The sequence below is a fragment of the Hyphomonas oceanitis genome, assembly GCF_036964545.1.
In the GTDB taxonomy this organism is placed as follows: Bacteria; Pseudomonadota; Alphaproteobacteria; order Caulobacterales; family Hyphomonadaceae; genus Hyphomonas; species Hyphomonas oceanitis.
Genome location: NZ_JBALTL010000002.1, coordinates 239,332 through 256,436 on the forward strand (window position 1 = coordinate 239,332; position 17,105 = coordinate 256,436).

Sequence of the window (17,105 nt, forward strand, 5' to 3'; positions counted from 1 at the left end):
ACTCTTAGTCCTGACAGTATCATATGGCAGGACCGTTTTGCGGGTTCTTCCGCAGCGCTTACACTGGACGAGAACTCTCGACCAGAGTGAGGGTCAGACTTAAGAACGCCGCAATGGGGTGTCAATGCGACCCTCTCAGCGATCACGGGAGATAACTGTGCTGTTTTTCAAGGCGAATAAGGCTGCATTCGGCCGACTGGCCTGCGGCGCGGCGCTACTTGTACTGTGCGCCTGCGGCAATGGCGACGAGGCCGAAATTCCGGTCCAGGTCGATGGCGCTGCCGCGGCGACGGTCAATGGCGACAAAATCTATGTCAGCGATGTCGAGCTTGAGGCGGTTGCGCGGGGGCTGGTTCCTGCCGGACAGCCGCTCGATCACAAGAGTACGGAATACAAGACCGTGCTCGACCAGCTGGTCGATCAGAAGCTGATGGCGCAGGAAGCCACGCGGCGCGGTATCGACAAGGAATCGGCAGCCAAGCGGCGGCTTCAGATGGCGCGTGAGCGCATTCTCGGCAATCTGCTCGTGGAAGACCTGGTCGCCCGTGAGGTGACCGAAGACCGGATCGACAAGATGTATGCCGAACAGGTCACGCTCCAGCAGTCCAACGACGAAGTCTCGATTGCCCATATCCTGTTCGATACAGAAGAGGAGGCCCAGGCCGTCTATGACGAGATAAAGGTCGGCGCGAGTTTCGAGAGCATGGCGCGGACCCATTCCAAGGATACCGCCACAAGGATGGAGAATGGCGATCTCGGCTATGTCTCGCCGAACGACCAGCCAGATCCGTTTCCGGTCATGATCGCCGACACGCCCGAGGGTGAGATATCGAAGCCTTTCAAGGGCGCCGACGGCTGGCACATCCTGAAAGTGAAGGACAGACGCACCCGCGCGCCCAAGACCCGCGAGGAAATGCGGCCCGAGATCGTCACCTTCCTCACCCTGAACGAGATCAGCAAGATCCTGCGCGAGTTGCGCACCCAGGCCACGGTTCAGGAAGGCGGCCCGGGCGTCGATAGCGCGCCGGCCGCCCCGATCTCGCTTGACAATGGGCTCATGCCTGATGAGGACGCTGCGCCTGAAGCCGATCAAGGAAGCGACCTGTGAACCTGAAGCCATCTCCCTTTGCCCCCGCCACGTTTCCGGTGCTGCCAACCGTCAAGGGCCTGCGCGCCACAGCGGGCTCGCGCGGCTTTTATGCGCGCCGGGGAATAGAGCGCGATGATGTCTTCCTGTTCGCGTTTGACGAAGGCACGACTTGCGCTGGCGTCTATACGGTCTCGAACACGGCCTCGGCTGACGTGCGCTGGTGCCGCGAGGCTTTGGCGGCCGGCGGCGGCAAGGCCCGCGCGCTGGTGGCCAATTCGGGCAATTCCAATGCCTTTACCGGCCCCAAGGGCGTCGAGAAGAATGAAGCGACCCTGAAGGCGATGACCGGCACACTCGGCGTCGCCAGGGAGACATGCTTCCTCGCCGCGACCGGCGTGATTGGCGAGCCGCTGAAGGATCCGAACTTTGTCGGCGCCTTCGTGCCGGATCTCGCCGCCAAGCTCGGCCAGCCCGACTGGGAGGCCTGCGCCCGCGCCTTCATGACGACGGACACCTATCCCAAGGCGTCAGGCCGCACGGTCGATCTGGCTGGCGTGCCCACGGCCTTCGCGGGCATCGCCAAGGGCTCCGGCATGATCATGCCCAACATGGCCACCATGCTCTCCTATGTCTTCACAGATGCTGCCGTCGCGCCTGAACTCTTGCAGGACCTGCTCAAGGACATCACTGACGTGACCTTCAACGCCATCACCGTCGATGGCGACACGTCGACCTCCGACACGCTGATGGTCTTCGCTACAGGCGGCACCGGCGCGCCGGTGATCGAGTCGCGTGACGATGAGCGCTTCCGGGCGTTTGCCGATGCCCTGCATGCCACCTGCCTCGATCTTGCCCTGCAGGTCGTGAAGGACGGGGAAGGGGCCAGCAAGTTCGTCACCGTGAAGGTCGAAGGCGCCGACACAGAGCGTTCGGCCAAGAACGTGGCCTGTCACATCGCCAACTCTCCCCTCATCAAGACGGCCATGGCAGCCGGTGATGCCAACTGGGGCCGTGTCGTCATGGCTGTCGGCAAGTCGCTCGAGCCGATCGTCATGGAAAAGCTGGCCATCTGGTTCGATGAGGTCCAGGTCGCCAAGGGCGGCGCCCGCGCTCCGGATTATGACGAGGCTGCCGCCAGCGCCGTGTTCGCAAAGCCCGAGTTCACGATCCGCATTGACCTTGGCTATGGCGAAGGCGCGTCAACTGTCTGGACCTGCGACCTCACGCACGGCTATGTCGACATTAACGGCGCCTACCGGACATGACGCGTCCGCTTTTGCTGGTGGTCGCGGTCGCGCTCTACAATGCGAAAGGCGAAATCCTTCTCGCGCAGCGCCCTGAGGGCAAGTCCATGGCCGGCCTCTGGGAATTTCCCGGTGGCAAGGTCGAGCCGGGTGAGACGCCAACCCGGGCCCTGGTGCGGGAGCTGCAGGAAGAGCTATCCATAATGGTTGACGAGGCCGATCTGATACCGATCACATTTGCCAGTCACGATTATCCGAAATTTCACCTACTTATGCCACTCTTCCGCTGTCGGGCTTGGGCTGGCGACGTAATCCCTGCGGAAGGCCAGTCGGTCGCATGGGTCGCGCCATCATCCCTGCACGACTATCCGGCGCCTGCGGCAGATATCCCTCTGTTTGATGTGCTTTCGGGGAAGTGAACTCGGAGGGTTCAATGGGGCTGAAGACAACACTCCTGCGCTGGACCCATGATGAGCGGGGCGCCACGGCAATTGAATACGGCCTCATACTGGCGCTGATCTGCATTGCCATTGTTGGTGGAGCAACGCTCATGGGCAACAGCACCGGCGACGCCATGCAGAATGCGGCTGACCAGTTCCCGAGCTGAAAGCCGTCAGTCGTCCTGGCTGCTTTCTCCCTGTCTGCGCACAGCGTCAGCAAGGCTCACCTTTGCGCTTCCCGGCTTCAACGGCTTTGGCTGGCTCGGTGCTGGTGCCCAACCTGACAGGTAGACAATTTCGAACGTCGCGCGCACGCGCCCGTCCGGGTCACTGAAATTCTGCGCATAAAGCTCGGCCATCCGCATCAGCACACGCCGAGGCAGGGGCTGAGCCATCCCGCTGGCAAAAGCCGCCCGCTCGCCCATGCCTTTCAGGTCTGCCAGCAAGCCAAACACGGAATCGTAGCGCACCACCACGCTTTCGCGGTCCACCACTGGCAGGGCAAACCCGGCCCGCTGCATCAGCGCGGCCATGTCGGCCAGCGCCGGAAGCGGCGACAGGCGGGGCGCAAGACCGCCCATGATCTCCGTTTCAGCCTCGATCAGGCACGCGCGCAGTTCGGCCAGCGTGCCCGCCCCGAACAGGGCGCCCAGGAACAAGCCATCCGGCTCCAGCACGCGGCGCACCTGTATCAGCGCGCCGGGCAGGTCGTTGACCCAATGCAGCGACAGGGCTGACACGACGAGATCGAAACGCGCTTCATCGAAGCCAAGCTTCTCTTCATCGGCAACGACCGCATCGAGACCGCGTTCACGCGCCCGCGCCACCATGGCGGGGGAGGGGTCTGTCAGCGTCATCGCGGCCACTTTTGCGCCGCCCTTCAGCTGCTCGCTGACGCCGCCATCATGCCCGCCCAGCTCCAGTCCTGCCCGAAACGTACGGGCCGTATCGTTCAGCCGGTCGACAAGATCACTCGACACGCGGTCCTTCAGGAAGGAATACTCGTCGAAATGCGGTGCGGCCCGGTCACGGCGGCGCACCAGCAGGTCGCGGTCAAACAGGCGCGGCGGGGCTTTGGGAGCGGCAGGAGGGGTCATGCCAAGCGATATGGACCGGCGTCCGGCCCGCGCAAAGGGCTTTCTGCGCGCGGCAGCTGACTTCCTTTGGCCGCCCCGTTCCCTTGTTTCCGGCCAGCGCGGCGTGGGCAAGGGTCCCCTCGCACCGGAGGAATTCGGCCAGATCCATTTCCTGACAGGGCCCGTCTGCGAAACCTGCGGCAGCCCGTTCGACTTTGATCTCGGCCCCGGCGCTATCTGCGCCCCCTGCATCGCCCGTCCGCCGCGATGGGACCGCGCGCGCGCCGCCATGGTCTATGACGCGGCCTCGCGCCGTCCGGTGCTCGATCTGAAGCGCTCTGGCCGTCGCGACGGCCTGCAAACCCTCGCCGGATGGATGGTCCAGTCGGGCCGGGATCTCGTCGCAGAGGCCGACCTGATCGTGCCTGTGCCCTTGCACTTTGCCCGGCTCGCCCGGCGCGGCTTTAACCAGTCTGCCTGGCTCGGACAGGCCATTTGCCGCATGTCCGGCACGCCAATTATTGTTGATGCGATAAAGCGTACGCGCCGTACACCCAGTCAGGCGGGTCTCTCTGCCCGCCAGCGCCGCCGCAACATGGCCGGGGCATTTACCGTCAGAAAGCCCGCCATAGCGCGGATATCGGGCCGACGGGTGCTGCTTGTCGACGATGTGTTAACCACCGGCGCCACACTCTCGGCTTGTACACGTGCCCTGAAACAGGCAGGCGCAGCCAATGTGGATGTGCTTGTGCTCGCGCGCGTTGTCCGGGAAACAGATGTCACCATATAAGCCAAAGAACTCACAGCTTTAAGGAGCCTGCCCGTAATGCCCAAGGTTACTATCTATACGCGCGCCTTCTGCCCGTATTGCAGCCGCGCCGTATCCTTGCTCAAGGAAAAGAAGATCGCCATGAAGGAAATCGACGCTGGCATGGATGCCGCGAAGAAAGCCGAAATGGTTGAGCGCTCCGGTGGTGCCCGCACGTTCCCGCAGATTTTCATCGGCGACAAGCATATCGGTGGCTGCGACGACATGATGGCACTCGAACGGGCCGGCAAGCTCGACGCAATGCTGGCGGCCTGATCAGGCATGATCCGTTACGCTCTCATCTGCGGTGATTGCGAACACGAATTCGAGGCATGGTTTGCCTCATCCGCCGCCTTTGACGCGCAGGCGAAGAAGCATCTTGTGATCTGCCCGGAATGTGCCGGGGCTCAGGTCACGAAACAGATCATGGCGCCGTCGGTGAAATCGCCCAAGAAGACGGCGGCGCGGTCGGAGGCGGAAAAGCTGGCAGCCGAATTTGCCGCCAAGGCGCGCGATCATGTCGAGAAGAATTTCGACTATGTCGGCGACAGTTTCGCCGACGAGGCCCGCGCCATGTATTATGGCGAAACCGAAGACCGCCCGATCTGGGGCGCCACCACGCCAGAAGAGTCGGCTGCCCTGCTTGAGGAAGGCGTCCCGGCTGCGCCCCTGCCGCGCGCCTTCACGCCAAAACCTCCGAAACAGGCCCGTACCAAGGGCAAGCTGAACTGAACACGCACCCGCGCGCTTTGCCGCGCTTGACCCAAGCTCCGCCTTCGCTAATACGGCGTGCAGATACGAGTCACGGAGAGGCCTCATGGCGACCAGCGAATATCATCACGGCGATATGGACATCGAAGCACAGGAAGCCACTTGGCATGGCTTTATCGTGGGCAGCACCTGGGGCGGCCTGATCACTGTGCTCTCCGTTGGCTATGCAGTGCTTGCTGTTGCCATCGGCATGAACTGGATGATCTCGCTCGGTATCATGGCTGTTGTCGGTCTGGCCGCCGGCCTGTTCCTGAACCTTGGTGGCCGCTGGATGGCAACGCTTGTGCTGCTCATCATCCTGGCCCTTGTCGTTCAGGGCTTTATCGGTCTGTTCGGCCTGCTGCTCTAGGCAGCCTGCAATCTAACAAATCTTGAGACAGTCAGGGCACCGCACCATTGCGGGGTCTGCCTCCAGCATGGCGCGCGGGATGGAGCCGCCGCACTGAGTGCAGAGGCCAAATTGACCACCCTCCATCCGCGCCATCGCCGCTTCGATACGGCTTAGCAGACGGTTGCGCTCAAGCAGCGCGTTGCGCCGGGTATTGGCCATGTCCTCGCGCGTCAGACGAAGGCAATCGGGCGCAACAGGGGAAATATCCCTTTTCATTCCAATATGCTGCGTCGGCTTTAAGGGCTTGGCAAGGCGTTTCGGGTGAAACTCTTTCGTCTGATAGGGGAATTGCGCGCATTTGCGGGCTCCCGGCTGCCGAGGAGGCTTTCATGGGCCTGCCGCCCCTGGTCATGAGCAACGTAACCAAGCGCTTTGGCGCGTTCACAGCTGTGAGCGACCTGTCGCTTGACGTGCCCGAGGGCGCGATTATCGGCTTTCTCGGCCCAAATGGCGCCGGCAAGTCGACCAGCCTGCGCATGGCACTCGGCGTGATGCAGCCTGATTCCGGCTCGGTCAGCCTGTTCGGCAAGCCGCCCGAGATTGCCACGCTGAAGCGCGTCGGCTTCCTTCCCGAAGAGCGCGGCCTCTACAAGAAGATGACCACGCGCGCCACGATCGAGCATTTCGCGCGCCTGAAAGGCCTCGCCGCCCGCGATGCCCGCGCCCGCGCGATTGAACTGCTCGACATGTCGGGCCTTTCCGAGTTCAAGACGACACGCATTTCCAAGCTGTCCAAGGGCATGGCGCAAAAGGTCCAGATCCTCTCCACGCTCGCTCACCGGCCGGACTTCCTGATCCTCGACGAACCCTTCTCCGGTCTCGACCCGGTCAACCAGCAAGTGCTCGAAGACCTTATCCGTGCCGAGCATGACCGCGGCGCCACCATCCTGTTCTCAACCCATGTGATGGAACATGCCGAACGCCTCTGCGACCGCATCGTGATGATGGCGCGTGGTCGCAAGGTTTTTGATGGCACGCTGGACCAGGCCTTTTACGCGCTGGGGCAGGGCGCCCGCATTGCCGTCAGTGAGGGCTTTGATCTCGCCGCCGCGCTTGCCCCCAAGGGTTTCGAGGCCCATCGCGCCCCCGACAAGGGCCCGGGAGATGCCTGGCGCATCAGCCTGCGACCCGGCACAGGGGCACAGGACGCCCTGCGCGCCGCTATCGAGGCCGGCGCTCCGATTGTCGGCTTTGCGCCTGAAGAGGCCCGGCTGCGCGATGTCTTTGTCTCGCTTGTGGGTGAGGCCGATGCCGCCGCCCTGCTTGAATCCACCGGGGAAGGGGTGCCTGCCTGATGCGCAATGTCTACCTGATCTTCCGGCGTGACTATCTCGGTTATGTGAAGGCTTGGGGTTTCTGGCTCAGCCTCGCTGCGGTGCCGCTCTTCATGCTGATTGGCGGCACGTTCGCTGTTTTCGCCGCCAAGTCTTCGCCCGTGCGCTATTACGCCGTCGTCGAAACGGGTTCTGTCTATGCCGATGCCATCGATGGCGAGTTCGCCCGCGATGAGGCCGATATCGGCAATCAGGCCCGCGATATGGCCGAAGGCATGGACCTGACCGACGACCAGCGCGACCAGTTGCGGGACAATGCAGCCGCTTCCTCACGCAAGTTCATCCGTGTGCCTGCTCCGGCAACGGCCATAGACGACCTGCGCCCCTATCTCCTCGGCCAGCAACTCGTCTCAGGGCCCCTGGGCGACAAGCCGCTCTTTGCCGTCTTCATTCCGTCGTCCGATGGCACCAGCCTCGAATACTGGAGCGATGATGTCAGCGTCAGTGGCCTGCGCTGGCAGGCTGAAAGCGCCATGCGCCGCCTCGCCCGCCAGCAGGCCTTCAGCGAGGCCGGCCTCGGCGATGACTTCCTCGACACGGTCGATGACAGCGCCCTGACTGTGCCGGCCCATCGCATCCGCACCGTCGCCGAGCAGACCACAGCCGGCTCCGAAGTCACCATGGCCGACAAGGCGCCCGTTTATGTCGCCGGCGGCCTCGCCTATTTCCTCTGGCTGATGATCTTCTCGATCATCCAGTACCTGCTGATGGGAACGATCGAAGAGCGCTCGAACAAGATATTCGACACGCTGCTGACCTCCGTGAAGCTTCCGGAACTCCTCGCAGGCAAGCTGCTCGCCGTGTTCGCGGTCACGTCCACGATGATGCTGTCATGGGGCCTCTTCGCGTTCGGCGCCTCGCTCTTCGCCACCAGCCAGATCCCCGGCGGCGCGAGCCTCCTGTCGCCCTTCCTCGCGGCCTTCGCCAATCCGGCCATTATCATTCCCGGCCTGATCAGCTTCCTCCTCGGCTACATCATGTACGGCATGATCTTCATGGCCCTCGGCTCGCTCTGCGACACGATCCAGGAAGCGCAGACCCTGCTCAGTCCGATGATGATCCTGCTCATGCTGCCCATGTTCGCCATCTTCATCGCGTTCCAGGATCCGGGCTCGCCCGTCATCGACATCGCGTCATGGATCCCGGTCTTCACGCCGTTCCTGTTGATCCTGCGCATGCCGCACAATCCGCCCATGTGGGAAATCATCGCCCAGATGCTGATCATGGCCGTAACCGCCGCCACGATCCTCTGGCTCGCCACCAAAGTCTACCGCGCAGGCGCCATCCACGGCGCCGGCATCGGCGACCTCGGCGGCGTCTTCAAACGCATGTTCAGCCGCAAGAAGGGTTGATCCCGGGGCAGGGGCTCAGCCTGAGCGAAGTCGAAGGACGAGGCCCGTGCGGCTTATGCCGACTACCACGTCAATAGGTGGCAAGACCAATTCCCATTTTCATCGTAAGTGACCGCTGTGTCGATATGGATATGGTGACAACCTGACAGGTGCTGCACCACATAACCCGAGCGTCCCAGTTCTGCGCCGGTGTTGGTGTCACGGATAATGAATTCGCTCTCGCCGTCTTCGAAATAGCGAACCACTTTTCGCGATCCCGGGGCCACCAACCAGGCATGGCTGATCGTTTCCCCGATTAAGTGGCTGGATACTTCCACTGTGATGCTGGCGTCCGGGTCGTTCTCGATGACAACGGTCTGAAGGGATATGAGATTTATCATAACCCAATACCCGGCCCATAGCGCGATGATGCCAACCAGCATGACGCCAACCGTGATCACCTTTTTCATCTGCGCCTCCGATACTCCATAACAAACCCCTGAAGCGGCATTCTGGCCAGATGATGACAGGACCATGGAGGAGCCCCGCTGGGTGCAAAGGCGCGCTGATAAACGCATGTTCAGCCGCAAGAAGGGCTGAGCGCGGCGATTAGCCTAACCCGCCTTCAGCTCATTATAGGCGTCGCGCGCGTCATCATCGATCACGACGGCCACGCCTTCCGCCCAGTGCACATTCGAGCCGCGTTTCTTGATGCCGGAAACCCAGTATTCGTCTCCGTTCTCGACATCGACAAAGTTGCCGGCCACGCCGTTGGCCTTGGTCAGCGTTCTTTCGCGATAATGGACAGACTGTCCTGATTTCGAAAACGTCACCCAGCCTATCCGGGCTGCAACACCGTCAATCTCGCCCGACTTGTTTTCCACGTACATGACGCGCCGTTTCTGTCCCCGGGTGAGTTGCGTGCGCTTGGTCATGTTCCGATTATTGCGCTTCCTTGTTCGCGCTTCAATCCGCAAGGCGTCCCTCCGCCCGCGCTAACACTTCTCATCAAGCCCTGACAGGTAATCCACGGTCTCCCTGATCGTGATGACATGGCATTGCGCCATGCCCGACGTGAGATAGCCGGGCGTGGCGAGGATCTCGCCACTGCCTGCGTCCACGATTTCGAAATGCGCGTCGCCCTTGGCCTCAAAACGATCCACCACTGTCTCGCCCGGAGTCACCATCCAGGCGTGGTCATAAATCGTCACTGTCACGGTCCGCTCGCTCTCATTGGCAATGGTCAGCGTCTGCGTGGCGAATACGTCCGGCCCCAGCCAGAAGGCGAGGCCGCAGGCCACGATCACAATCGGCACGATCGCCCAAAGGATAAGTCTCTTCATCGTCTGTCCCGATTGACTGCAGTCAAAAGCATGTACCCGCATTCTGGCCGGATGATGACAGGCCAAAGAAAAAGCACCACCAAATGAACACTGGCTGTTCCGCTCCTCCGGCCAATGCTATTTTCGCAACATGGAGATCAGGCCCGAAAACCCGAGCGACTATGCAGCAATAGACCGGATAACGCGCGCGGCTTTCGCGCCCATGCCGTTCAGTGAAGGTACTGAGGCAGAGTGTATCGAAAAACTCCGCAGGGACGGGGATCTGACACTGTCTCTGGTTGCGATAAAGGACGCCGCGTTGGCGGGGCATATCGCGTTCTCACCCGTCCTCATCAATGAGAGCTTCGATGGCTGGTATGGCTTGGGGCCTGTCTCGGTTTCGCCCCGGTCCCAGCGGACGGGTATCGGGACCGCCCTGATCAACGAGGGGCTTGCGCGGCTAAGGCAGATGGATGCGCAAGGCTGCGCATTGATCGGCGATCCGGCGTATTATTCACGATTCGGTTTTGTCGGTGACGGTCGCTTATCCTACCGCAACCTGCCAGGCCGGAATGTCCAGTGGCTGGCATTCAATGACACCCAACCGTCCGGCGTACTTCGATACAGTCCGGGGCTCGAATAGCAGGTCCCCCAAAGAAAAAGCCCCGCCAGATCGCTCTGACGGGGCTTTTTTCAATGCGTAAGACGCGGAACGCCTACACGATGCCTTCGCGCTGAGCGCGCTTGCGAGCCAGTTTGCGGGCGCGACGAACGGCCTCTGCGCGCTGACGGGCTTTTTTCTCGGATGGTTTTTCAAAAGCCTGACGGGCTTTCATTTCGCGGAAGAGGCCTTCACGCTGCATCTTTTTCTTCAATGCGCGCAGGGCTTGCTCGACATTGTTATCGCGGACGACGATCTGTACGATGGGTCTTCTCCATTGGGTTGGGGGCGTCGCCCCGACTAATTCTTTACGGCTTTGTCGGCCATGAAGGGGCGCCTATATCACGCAAGAAGCAAGTTGGCCAAGCCCCTTAAGTGATGCAAAGGTAATATATGACACAAACGCCGTCAGAAGCCTACCGTTCCCGCTGGGTTACCGCCTTGCTCCCGCATGTCGCCTTTGATGGCTGGACCGATGCGGCCGCCGCCACAGCCGCCAAAGAGGCGGGGCTCAGCCAGGGTGAACAGGCCCTTGCGGCGCCCAATGGCGTGATCGACCTGCTGGAAGCCTTTTTCGCCGCTGCCGAAGCCGAAGCAAAAGCGAATCTCGCCTCGCAGGATATGTCCGCCCTGCGCGTGCCGGACAAGGTTAAACGTGGTGTGCTGGCCTGGCTGGAGGCGCTGGAACCGAATCGCGAGGCCGTGCGCCGCGCCGCCGCGCGCGGCTTCCTGCCATGGGGCGCAGGTGCTGCGGCTCAGCGCACATGGTCTGTCGCGGACATGGTCTGGACCGCTGCAGGCGACACAGCCACCGACTATAATCGCTATTCCAAGCGCGGCCTGCTCGCCGCCGTAATTCCGGGCATCGTCATGCACTGGCTCGACAATCCCGCACCTGCCGATCTCGACGCCTATGTGTCGCGCCGACTGCAGCAGGCGTCCGGTTTCGGCCGCAGCGCAGGTAAAGTCGTCGGCCCCGTTCTGGACAGGCTGAGCGCGCTGAAAAGCGCCGGAAAATCATCCGGGCGCGGACAGGAGAATTGATTTGAAGGGGGAAGGTGTCGGGCGAAAGTTGATCAAGCGCCCCAGGGGGCTGGGGGGGCTGATGGGTCCGGGGTGCTTGGTATACACCTCCGCCCGACACTTAGAAGATGACGAGCGCCGGTGTTCCACGCAAGGCCAAAAAACGGCATTTTTGCCCCAATTCGATTACAATGCGGTTAGGCGACTGCAGATTAGCGGAATCGCCAGCCGGGCGAGCCTGAAAGGATGAGATGAGCGATACGTTCTCACGGAAAATGGCGCCGGAGCCGCGGGTCGCCTTCCAGAAAGCCGAGATGCAACCCATCCTCGATGTCTATGGCCGCCTCGTCATTGCCGGAGAGGCGCGCGACTATGCCATCGGTATGGAAAAGGACATCGCCATCTTCGCCATCTTCAGGCGCCACGCCGAAAACCCGACCTGGCGCATCGAGAAGGAGCCTGCGCTCGCCAACCGTCAGGGCCAGTATGCCGTCTATGGTTCAGCCGGCCAGATCCTGCGCCGGGGCCGAGAGCTCAAACAGGTCCTGCGCGTTTTTGATACGCGCCGCTTCACTGTTGTGAAGTAAGCACATCCGTCGAATTTCACCTAATCTGTTAACCTCTTGTTAACTAAAAAATTCTTGCGCGTTCTTTTGGAACATATTAGGAACAGGAACACGAGAACGGAGCAGGAACATGGGTATCGCAGTCAGCTTTCGGGGACGGTCTGGTAAGGCCTGGGAATTTCAGCGCGTGGCAGCAGATGCCCCTTGGGCCCGCAGCCCGGGCGTGGTCATCTTCGCCGCGCCGGACGCCTACGGATGGCGCCTCATCCGTGTTGTAGAGCTGTCGGGCAAGCCGCATGACCTGCAGCCCATCTGGGCCCTGGCAGAGGCCGAGCGCTACGGCGCGAACGCCGTCTTCCTCGCCCTTGAGTTCGACGCCGCGACGCGCAGCCTGATGGCCAACGACATCGAGGAAGGCTTCTCGACCGTCTGCTTTACCGATCATTCCCGCAAAATCGCGGCCTGATCCCTATTCGCCCTTGCCCGGGCTGGTCAGTGCGGCCTGGGCATCGGCGGTTTCGGCCAGTCGGGTGAGTTCAATGAACTCGGCGCGATAGCCAAATTCATCTTCGCCCTTGGCACCCAGCCCCAGGTTTCGAATTGCCTCCCACCCGAACCCTGTGCCAAGGGCGTCCCCGCCTTTCAGCATTTCGCCAAATCCGGCTACGGCCGTAGCGAACCGGGCCCATTCAGGCGCGGTGTCCACGCTCTTGGAGCGATCCTTGTCGGTCACGGCATGGGTGATGAGGGTGGAGTCGCTTGCGCCCGGTGCCTTGTAGCGCAGCTTCACGAAGGCGTACTCGCCCTTGGCGCTGCCAGCCTTGGCCGCGTCGCCATAGCGGAGCGGGTCAATCGCGGCGCCGTCCGAGCCTGCCGGTGTCACTTCATAGATCGCCGTCACGCTTGTGCCCGCCCCAATGTCGCCGGCATCCACCTTGTCATTGTTGAAATCCTCGCGATCCAGCATCCGCGTCTCGTAGCCGATGAGGCGATATTCCGCGATCCGGGCCGGGTTGAACTCCACCTGGATCTTCACATCATCCGCAATCGGGAAAATATTGCCGGCCATGTCATCGGCCAGCACCTTGCGCGCTTCTGACAGCGTGTCGACATAGGCCGCGATGCCATTCCCCGTCTGGGCAATCTTCTGCATCATCGCATCATTGTAATTACCGCGCCCGAAGCCGATCACCGAGAGATAGATTCCCGTCTCGCGTTTGCGGGCGACAAAATCCTCAAGCTGTTCGGGGTCTGAAATCCCCACATTGAAGTCGCCATCGGTCAGCAGCATCACGCGGTTGACCGCATCCTTCTTCAGGCCCTGTTCGGCGAGCGAATAGGCAAGGCGCAGGCCTTCGCCGCCCGCAGTCGAGCCGCCTGCCTGCAGGTCTTCCAGCGCCGCCACGATCTTGCGCTTGTCGCTCACCGGCGTCGGCGGCAGGATTTCCCCTGCTGCGCCCGCATAGACCACGATCGCAATCGTGTCCGTCGGCGCCATCTCCTCCAGCATCAGCTTGATCGCCTGCTTGGCCAGCGGCAGCTTGTCCTCGGAGAACATCGAGCCCGACACGTCCATCAGAAGCGTCAGGTTGATTGGCGGGCGCGCATTGCGGTCAATGTCGCGGCCCTGGATGCCGATCTGCATCAGCTCGCGCCCCGCATTGAAGGGCGAGGGCATCAGGTTCACGCTGGTCGAGAACGGGTCCGCGCCTTTCTCAGGCTGCGGATAGGTATAGTCGAAATAATTGATCAGCTCCTCGATGCGCACGGCGTCCTTCGGCGGCAGCGTGCCCCCCTTCAGGAAGCGACGCACGTTTGCGTAAGACGCTGTGTCCACATCAATCGAGAAAGTCGAGACCGGCTCTTCGCTGGTCAGCTTCACCGGATTGGCATCGACATCCTCATACTTGTCCCGGAATTCCGGTTCCGGTGGGGCCTGCATCGGCATTGGCGCCGGCATGGAGCGGCCCATAACGGCGGCCATTTCTGCTGAAGCGGCGGCCGGCGGTGGTGGTGCAGGCGGGGGAGGCGGCGGTGGTGGTGGCGGCGTTGCCGCAACCACCTCATCTGCCGGCGCGCCGGTCTCCGATGCACATCCTGTCAGCAGCGCTGCCGCTGCCACACTTGCCAATACCAATCCATGCAGTCGCATATCCCGTGTCCCTCCGTTTCGCGTCCGGGTACAGAGTGGCCGAGTCGTCATGGCGGGAATAGGGCAGAGTCAGGATTGTTTGGAGATTTCTAAGTCCTCAGTTGGATCGGTCGACCTGCGCGCCATACCATTGCTCCACATCTTTCTCCAGAATGTCGAGCGGACGCGGCCCGCCTGCGAGGATCACTTCATGGAAGGCGGCGCGGTCGAATTTCGGCCCCAGAACACGCTCGGCACGCTCGCGCAGGTCCAGGATGCGCTGGCGTCCCACCCAATAGGCCGCTGCCTGTCCCGGCCACACCGTATAGCGATCAACTTCCGCTGCCATGGCCGGTTCGGGCTGTCCGGTTACGCTGGTCAGATAGTCGATCGCCTGCTGACGGGGCCAGCGCATCCGGTGGATGCCGGTATCGGCGACGAGCCTTGCCGCGCGGAACAACATGCTCTGCAAATAGCCGATGCGCCCCAGCGGATCATCCGCATAGAGCCCCATGTCGTCCGCCAGCGTTTCAGCATAGACGCCCCAGCCTTCGCCATAGGCTACGTTCCAGATCATCTGGCGCGCCAGCGGCAGGTTCGCGCGCTCTGCCGCCACAGCGCTCTCCAGGTGATGGCCCGGCAGCGTCTCGTGATAGACCAGTGTGGCGAGGGTAAAGTCAGGCCAGTCGGTCATGTCCTTCAGGTTGATCTCGAACACCCCGGGCGCTGTGCCATTGGCCGGCGCCGCACTATAGAAGGCCGAGGGGGAGGAGTTCTGCAAGAAGTCCGGTACGGCGCGGATGGCCACGCGCGTCTTAGGCAATTTCGGAATCTCGCCTCCGAGTGCCGATTCTGCTTTCTGCTCCAGCAGCCGCATGCGTTCCAGCAGTGCGATCCGGCCTTCTTCCGTGTCGGGATAGGCCTGTTCCGGCAGGGCTGCCAGCGCGACCAGCCGCTCGGCGACTGTGCCTTCAACAAAGCCCGCCTCGGTCAGCGCCGCATCGATCTGATCGGTCAGCGCGATCACTTCGCGCTTGCCCAAGGCGTGCAGCTCTTCAGCGCTGATGCCATCATAGGTATAGGCCGCGAGCGAGGCATCATAATAGGCATCGCCATCCGGCAGCTGCCACACGCCCGGTTGCGACGGCGCCTTGGTGGCGAGTGCAATCATGTCATCGGCAAAGCGCTCATAGGCCGGCAGGATCTTGTCCTCCACCAGCTCGCGCGCCTGCAGGGCCAGCTTTTCTCGCTCTTCAGATGTCAGGTCTTCCGGCCCGGAGAGCAGGCTATCCAGCGTCACCACGAGAATGTGGGTTTCGGCCGGGCTTTGGCCCATCTCGGTCGCCAGAACCGCCATCCGCCGCAGGATGAAATCCGGCGGGATTACGCCTGCCGAGGCATCGGCGTAAAGTCGGCGGCGTTCGTCATCAATCGCATCGGGCAGGGCGGCAAGGCGCGCAATATAGTCTTGTGCATCCTGCGCCGTCAGCACGGGGTGTGATTTCGTCATCAGGTCCGGCACGTCGATATAAGCGCCGCGCATCTGGTCAGCGACATAAGGATAGGCGATGCCGAGCCCGGTCTGCCCATGTCCGGCCACGAACAGGCTCTCGGCGGTCTCATAGGCCTTGATCAGCGTTTCCAGATTATGCGCCTGCGCGCTGCCCGGTGCGGGCTTCGGCGTATCGGCCAGTGCCTGGAGCATTTCCAGCCGCGATACGCGGGTGCGCTCATAGGCGGCCTGCGAACGGTCCGTCAGATAGCGGTTGAAGTCATAGCCAACCGTCTTTTCGGTCAGGCCCAGCCGTGTCGCCAGTTCCGGGTCGCGCGCCAGCTCGGTCTGCGCCAGCGTCGTCATCAATTGGTCCACCTGCCGCGCGATTCGGCGTGGCGTGCCGGAATCATCGACAGGGGCCGAACACGTGGCCAGCGGCAGGGCCATGGCAAGGCCGATCGCTGCTGAAGCTACGCGCTTTTGGAAGCTGGTTAGCCTCTGCATGAACATGTCGTCGTTTTCACCTTGTCTAGACTGTACTTCAAGCCGGTTCGGGTGTTGTGGCCAGCCCCTATTTCCGCTAACGCTCGGCCCATCAAATCAGGAGCAGACACGTGAACAACCCCCCTGCAACACCGCAAAACGGCGGTACTTCGCCTCTCACAGGCCAGGTCCTCTTCTACCAGCAGCCCCAGCCGCTGTCTCCGGAAGATCACGGTGGCCTTGGCGTCAAGCAGGTCGCTGAACCCTTCGGTTTCATGCGTCAGGCGCACGCCGTGCCGATCACGGTCACCGAGTTTGGCCTTGCGGCCGCCTCGTATCCGATCATCTTTGTCGGCGCTGACCGTACGCCGGTCGCAGTCATGGGCGTCCGTCAGGGCCAGAACCTGTTCGTCGATGCCAATGGCCGTGTGCCGGATGATCACTATGTGCCCGCCTTCGTGCGCCGCTATCCGTTCGTGTTTGCGTCCGATGACCAGTCAGATCGCCTGATCCTGTGCGTCGACCGCGCTGCGCCCATGGTGTCCAACCAGCCGGAAGTGCCTTTCTTCGAGAATGGCCAGCCGACCAAGTTCACCAATGATGCCATCGAATTCTGCAAGGAATTCGAGCGTCAGCGCCGTGCAACCGCTGAATTCACCAAGATGATTATGGATCTCGACCTGATGGAAGAGAAATCCATCGGCTTCCAGCCGCGCGATGCGCAGGGCAATGAATCCGGTCCGCAGCAGAAAGTGGCTGACTATTTCGCCATTTCCGAAGAGCGCCTTAGCGCCCTTCCGGACGACAAATACCTTGAGCTGCGCAACAATGGTGCCCTTGGTGCCTGCTATGCGCACCTCGTCTCGCTGCTTAACTGGCAGAAGATCATCCAGCGCGCCATCCGTAGCGCGCCGGCGGCCCAGCCTGCTGCCTGATCGC

General features: G+C 62.0%; 23 protein-coding genes. 15 read left to right on the forward strand and 8 right to left on the reverse strand.

Annotated elements, in window-relative coordinates; all coding sequences use genetic code 11:
* Window positions 1-157 precede the first annotated feature (157 nt).
* From V7651_RS06090 to V7651_RS06105, 4 genes are read left to right on the forward strand one after another with little or no spacing between them, the layout of a single operon-like run.
* Window positions 158-1,108, forward strand: coding sequence for a peptidylprolyl isomerase (locus tag V7651_RS06090; protein WP_335612591.1), 951 nt, complete (start codon window positions 158-160; stop codon window positions 1,106-1,108).
* The gene (gene argJ / locus V7651_RS06095; RefSeq protein WP_335612592.1) at window positions 1,105-2,355 is read left to right on the forward strand and encodes a bifunctional glutamate N-acetyltransferase/amino-acid acetyltransferase ArgJ; all 1,251 of its coding nucleotides are present in this window, start codon (window positions 1,105-1,107) and stop codon (window positions 2,353-2,355) included. Before V7651_RS06090 ends, argJ begins: the two co-directional genes overlap by 4 nt.
* Window positions 2,352-2,753, forward strand: a complete 402-nt coding sequence (mutT, locus tag V7651_RS06100; RefSeq protein ID WP_035538302.1) for an 8-oxo-dGTP diphosphatase MutT — start codon at window positions 2,352-2,354, stop codon at window positions 2,751-2,753. The genes argJ and mutT overlap by 4 nt, the downstream gene beginning before the upstream one ends.
* A 14-nt stretch (window positions 2,754-2,767) precedes the next feature.
* Window positions 2,768-2,941: a Flp family type IVb pilin gene (locus V7651_RS06105; protein WP_335612593.1), complete on the forward strand. Its 174-nt coding sequence runs from the start codon at window positions 2,768-2,770 to the stop codon at window positions 2,939-2,941.
* 6 nt (window positions 2,942-2,947) lie between these two features.
* Here V7651_RS06105 and V7651_RS06110 read toward each other — a convergent pair whose 3' ends face one another.
* Window positions 2,948-3,871: a methyltransferase domain-containing protein gene (locus V7651_RS06110; protein WP_335612594.1), complete on the reverse strand. Its 924-nt coding sequence runs from the start codon at window positions 3,869-3,871 to the stop codon at window positions 2,948-2,950.
* Here V7651_RS06110 and V7651_RS06115 point away from each other — a divergent pair.
* From V7651_RS06115 to V7651_RS06130, 4 genes are all read left to right on the forward strand, one after another.
* A complete protein-coding gene (locus tag V7651_RS06115; RefSeq protein WP_035538304.1) occupies window positions 3,870-4,640 on the forward strand; it encodes a ComF family protein in 771 nt (256 codons plus the stop codon). The two genes, V7651_RS06110 and V7651_RS06115, sit on opposite strands and share 2 nt — an antisense overlap.
* Before the next feature lie 36 nt (window positions 4,641-4,676).
* Window positions 4,677-4,934, forward strand: coding sequence for a glutaredoxin 3 (grxC, locus tag V7651_RS06120; RefSeq protein ID WP_035538305.1), 258 nt, complete (start codon window positions 4,677-4,679; stop codon window positions 4,932-4,934).
* A gap of 6 nt (window positions 4,935-4,940) precedes the next feature.
* Complete coding sequence (locus V7651_RS06125; protein ID WP_335591133.1) at window positions 4,941-5,390, forward strand: DUF1178 family protein; 450 nt, start codon at window positions 4,941-4,943, stop codon at window positions 5,388-5,390.
* Between the two features lie 85 nt (window positions 5,391-5,475).
* Window positions 5,476-5,778, forward strand: coding sequence for an aa3-type cytochrome c oxidase subunit IV (locus V7651_RS06130; RefSeq protein ID WP_035538307.1), 303 nt, complete (start codon window positions 5,476-5,478; stop codon window positions 5,776-5,778).
* Between the two features lie 12 nt (window positions 5,779-5,790).
* On the opposite strand, the gene V7651_RS06135 is transcribed toward V7651_RS06130, so the two are convergent.
* Entirely contained in the window at window positions 5,791-6,036 is a 246-nt protein-coding gene (locus tag V7651_RS06135) for a TraR/DksA family transcriptional regulator (RefSeq protein ID WP_335612595.1), read from the reverse strand.
* 113 nt (window positions 6,037-6,149) lie between these two features.
* Between V7651_RS06135 and V7651_RS06140 the strand changes: the two genes are divergently transcribed.
* On the forward strand, window positions 6,150-7,115 hold the full coding sequence (locus V7651_RS06140; protein WP_335612596.1) for an ABC transporter ATP-binding protein: 966 nt from the start codon (window positions 6,150-6,152) through the stop codon (window positions 7,113-7,115).
* Window positions 7,115-8,506 (forward strand): ABC transporter permease, encoded by a 1,392-nt coding sequence (locus V7651_RS06145; RefSeq protein WP_335612597.1) that lies wholly within the window; start codon window positions 7,115-7,117, stop codon window positions 8,504-8,506. Before V7651_RS06140 ends, V7651_RS06145 begins: the two co-directional genes overlap by 1 nt.
* Window positions 8,507-8,568: 62 nt before the next feature.
* On the opposite strand, the gene V7651_RS06150 is transcribed toward V7651_RS06145, so the two are convergent.
* The 3 genes from V7651_RS06150 to V7651_RS06160 form a co-directional block, all read right to left on the reverse strand.
* Window positions 8,569-8,955, reverse strand: a complete 387-nt coding sequence (locus tag V7651_RS06150; RefSeq protein WP_335612598.1) for a hypothetical protein — start codon at window positions 8,953-8,955, stop codon at window positions 8,569-8,571.
* A 144-nt stretch (window positions 8,956-9,099) separates the two neighbouring features.
* Complete coding sequence (locus V7651_RS06155) at window positions 9,100-9,420, reverse strand: hypothetical protein (protein ID WP_335612599.1); 321 nt, start codon at window positions 9,418-9,420, stop codon at window positions 9,100-9,102.
* 60 nt (window positions 9,421-9,480) lie between these two features.
* A complete protein-coding gene (locus V7651_RS06160; RefSeq protein WP_335612600.1) occupies window positions 9,481-9,828 on the reverse strand; it encodes a hypothetical protein in 348 nt (115 codons plus the stop codon).
* 130 nt (window positions 9,829-9,958) lie between these two features.
* Between V7651_RS06160 and V7651_RS06165 the strand changes: the two genes are divergently transcribed.
* Window positions 9,959-10,450 (forward strand): GNAT family N-acetyltransferase, encoded by a 492-nt coding sequence (locus V7651_RS06165; RefSeq protein ID WP_335612601.1) that lies wholly within the window; start codon window positions 9,959-9,961, stop codon window positions 10,448-10,450.
* A gap of 73 nt (window positions 10,451-10,523) precedes the next feature.
* Here the strand turns inward: V7651_RS06165 and rpsU are convergent, their stop codons facing one another.
* Window positions 10,524-10,733, reverse strand: a complete 210-nt coding sequence (gene rpsU, locus V7651_RS06170; RefSeq protein WP_034739875.1) for a 30S ribosomal protein S21 — start codon at window positions 10,731-10,733, stop codon at window positions 10,524-10,526.
* 128 nt (window positions 10,734-10,861) lie between these two features.
* On the opposite strand from rpsU, the gene V7651_RS06175 reads away from it, so the two are divergent.
* From V7651_RS06175 to V7651_RS06185, 3 genes are all read left to right on the forward strand, one after another.
* Window positions 10,862-11,512: a COQ9 family protein gene (locus tag V7651_RS06175; RefSeq protein WP_335612602.1), complete on the forward strand. Its 651-nt coding sequence runs from the start codon at window positions 10,862-10,864 to the stop codon at window positions 11,510-11,512.
* Window positions 11,513-11,742: 230 nt separating this feature from the next.
* Complete coding sequence (locus V7651_RS06180; RefSeq protein ID WP_051624753.1) at window positions 11,743-12,078, forward strand: DUF2794 domain-containing protein; 336 nt, start codon at window positions 11,743-11,745, stop codon at window positions 12,076-12,078.
* A 109-nt stretch (window positions 12,079-12,187) separates the two neighbouring features.
* On the forward strand, window positions 12,188-12,523 hold the full coding sequence (locus V7651_RS06185) for a hypothetical protein (RefSeq protein ID WP_034739882.1): 336 nt from the start codon (window positions 12,188-12,190) through the stop codon (window positions 12,521-12,523).
* Window positions 12,524-12,526: 3 nt separating this feature from the next.
* Here V7651_RS06185 and V7651_RS06190 read toward each other — a convergent pair whose 3' ends face one another.
* Entirely contained in the window at window positions 12,527-14,209 is a 1,683-nt protein-coding gene (locus tag V7651_RS06190) for a vWA domain-containing protein (RefSeq protein ID WP_335612603.1), read from the reverse strand.
* A 97-nt stretch (window positions 14,210-14,306) separates the two neighbouring features.
* On the reverse strand, window positions 14,307-16,193 hold the full coding sequence (locus tag V7651_RS06195) for a DUF885 domain-containing protein (protein ID WP_335612604.1): 1,887 nt from the start codon (window positions 16,191-16,193) through the stop codon (window positions 14,307-14,309).
* A gap of 104 nt (window positions 16,194-16,297) precedes the next feature.
* Here V7651_RS06195 and V7651_RS06200 point away from each other — a divergent pair, with 104 nt between their 5' ends.
* Window positions 16,298-17,101, forward strand: coding sequence for a SapC family protein (locus V7651_RS06200; RefSeq protein WP_335591122.1), 804 nt, complete (start codon window positions 16,298-16,300; stop codon window positions 17,099-17,101).
* Window positions 17,102-17,105: the final 4 nt, after the last annotated feature.

What these genes read in the sequence shown, in the direction of transcription:
- mutT (WP_035538302.1), top strand. Translation starts at nt 2,352, where the DNA reads ATGACGCGTCCGCTTTTGCTGGTGGTCGCGGTCGCGCTCTACAATGCG.
- V7651_RS06105 (WP_335612593.1), top strand. Translation starts at nt 2,768, where the DNA reads ATGGGGCTGAAGACAACACTCCTGCGCTGGACCCATGATGAGCGGGGC.
- V7651_RS06115 (WP_035538304.1), top strand. Translation starts at nt 3,870, where the DNA reads ATGCCAAGCGATATGGACCGGCGTCCGGCCCGCGCAAAGGGCTTTCTG.
- V7651_RS06110 (WP_335612594.1), bottom strand. Translation starts at nt 3,871, where the DNA reads ATGACCCCTCCTGCCGCTCCCAAAGCCCCGCCGCGCCTGTTTGACCGC.
- grxC (WP_035538305.1), top strand. Translation starts at nt 4,677, where the DNA reads ATGCCCAAGGTTACTATCTATACGCGCGCCTTCTGCCCGTATTGCAGC.
- V7651_RS06125 (WP_335591133.1), top strand. Translation starts at nt 4,941, where the DNA reads ATGATCCGTTACGCTCTCATCTGCGGTGATTGCGAACACGAATTCGAG.
- V7651_RS06130 (WP_035538307.1), top strand. Translation starts at nt 5,476, where the DNA reads ATGGCGACCAGCGAATATCATCACGGCGATATGGACATCGAAGCACAG.
- V7651_RS06135 (WP_335612595.1), bottom strand. Translation starts at nt 6,036, where the DNA reads ATGAAAAGGGATATTTCCCCTGTTGCGCCCGATTGCCTTCGTCTGACG.
- V7651_RS06140 (WP_335612596.1), top strand. Translation starts at nt 6,150, where the DNA reads ATGGGCCTGCCGCCCCTGGTCATGAGCAACGTAACCAAGCGCTTTGGC.
- V7651_RS06145 (WP_335612597.1), top strand. Translation starts at nt 7,115, where the DNA reads ATGCGCAATGTCTACCTGATCTTCCGGCGTGACTATCTCGGTTATGTG.
- V7651_RS06150 (WP_335612598.1), bottom strand. Translation starts at nt 8,955, where the DNA reads ATGAAAAAGGTGATCACGGTTGGCGTCATGCTGGTTGGCATCATCGCG.
- V7651_RS06155 (WP_335612599.1), bottom strand. Translation starts at nt 9,420, where the DNA reads ATGACCAAGCGCACGCAACTCACCCGGGGACAGAAACGGCGCGTCATG.
- V7651_RS06160 (WP_335612600.1), bottom strand. Translation starts at nt 9,828, where the DNA reads ATGAAGAGACTTATCCTTTGGGCGATCGTGCCGATTGTGATCGTGGCC.
- V7651_RS06165 (WP_335612601.1), top strand. Translation starts at nt 9,959, where the DNA reads ATGGAGATCAGGCCCGAAAACCCGAGCGACTATGCAGCAATAGACCGG.
- V7651_RS06175 (WP_335612602.1), top strand. Translation starts at nt 10,862, where the DNA reads ATGACACAAACGCCGTCAGAAGCCTACCGTTCCCGCTGGGTTACCGCC.
- V7651_RS06180 (WP_051624753.1), top strand. Translation starts at nt 11,743, where the DNA reads ATGAGCGATACGTTCTCACGGAAAATGGCGCCGGAGCCGCGGGTCGCC.
- V7651_RS06185 (WP_034739882.1), top strand. Translation starts at nt 12,188, where the DNA reads ATGGGTATCGCAGTCAGCTTTCGGGGACGGTCTGGTAAGGCCTGGGAA.
- V7651_RS06190 (WP_335612603.1), bottom strand. Translation starts at nt 14,209, where the DNA reads ATGCGACTGCATGGATTGGTATTGGCAAGTGTGGCAGCGGCAGCGCTG.
- V7651_RS06195 (WP_335612604.1), bottom strand. Translation starts at nt 16,193, where the DNA reads ATGTTCATGCAGAGGCTAACCAGCTTCCAAAAGCGCGTAGCTTCAGCA.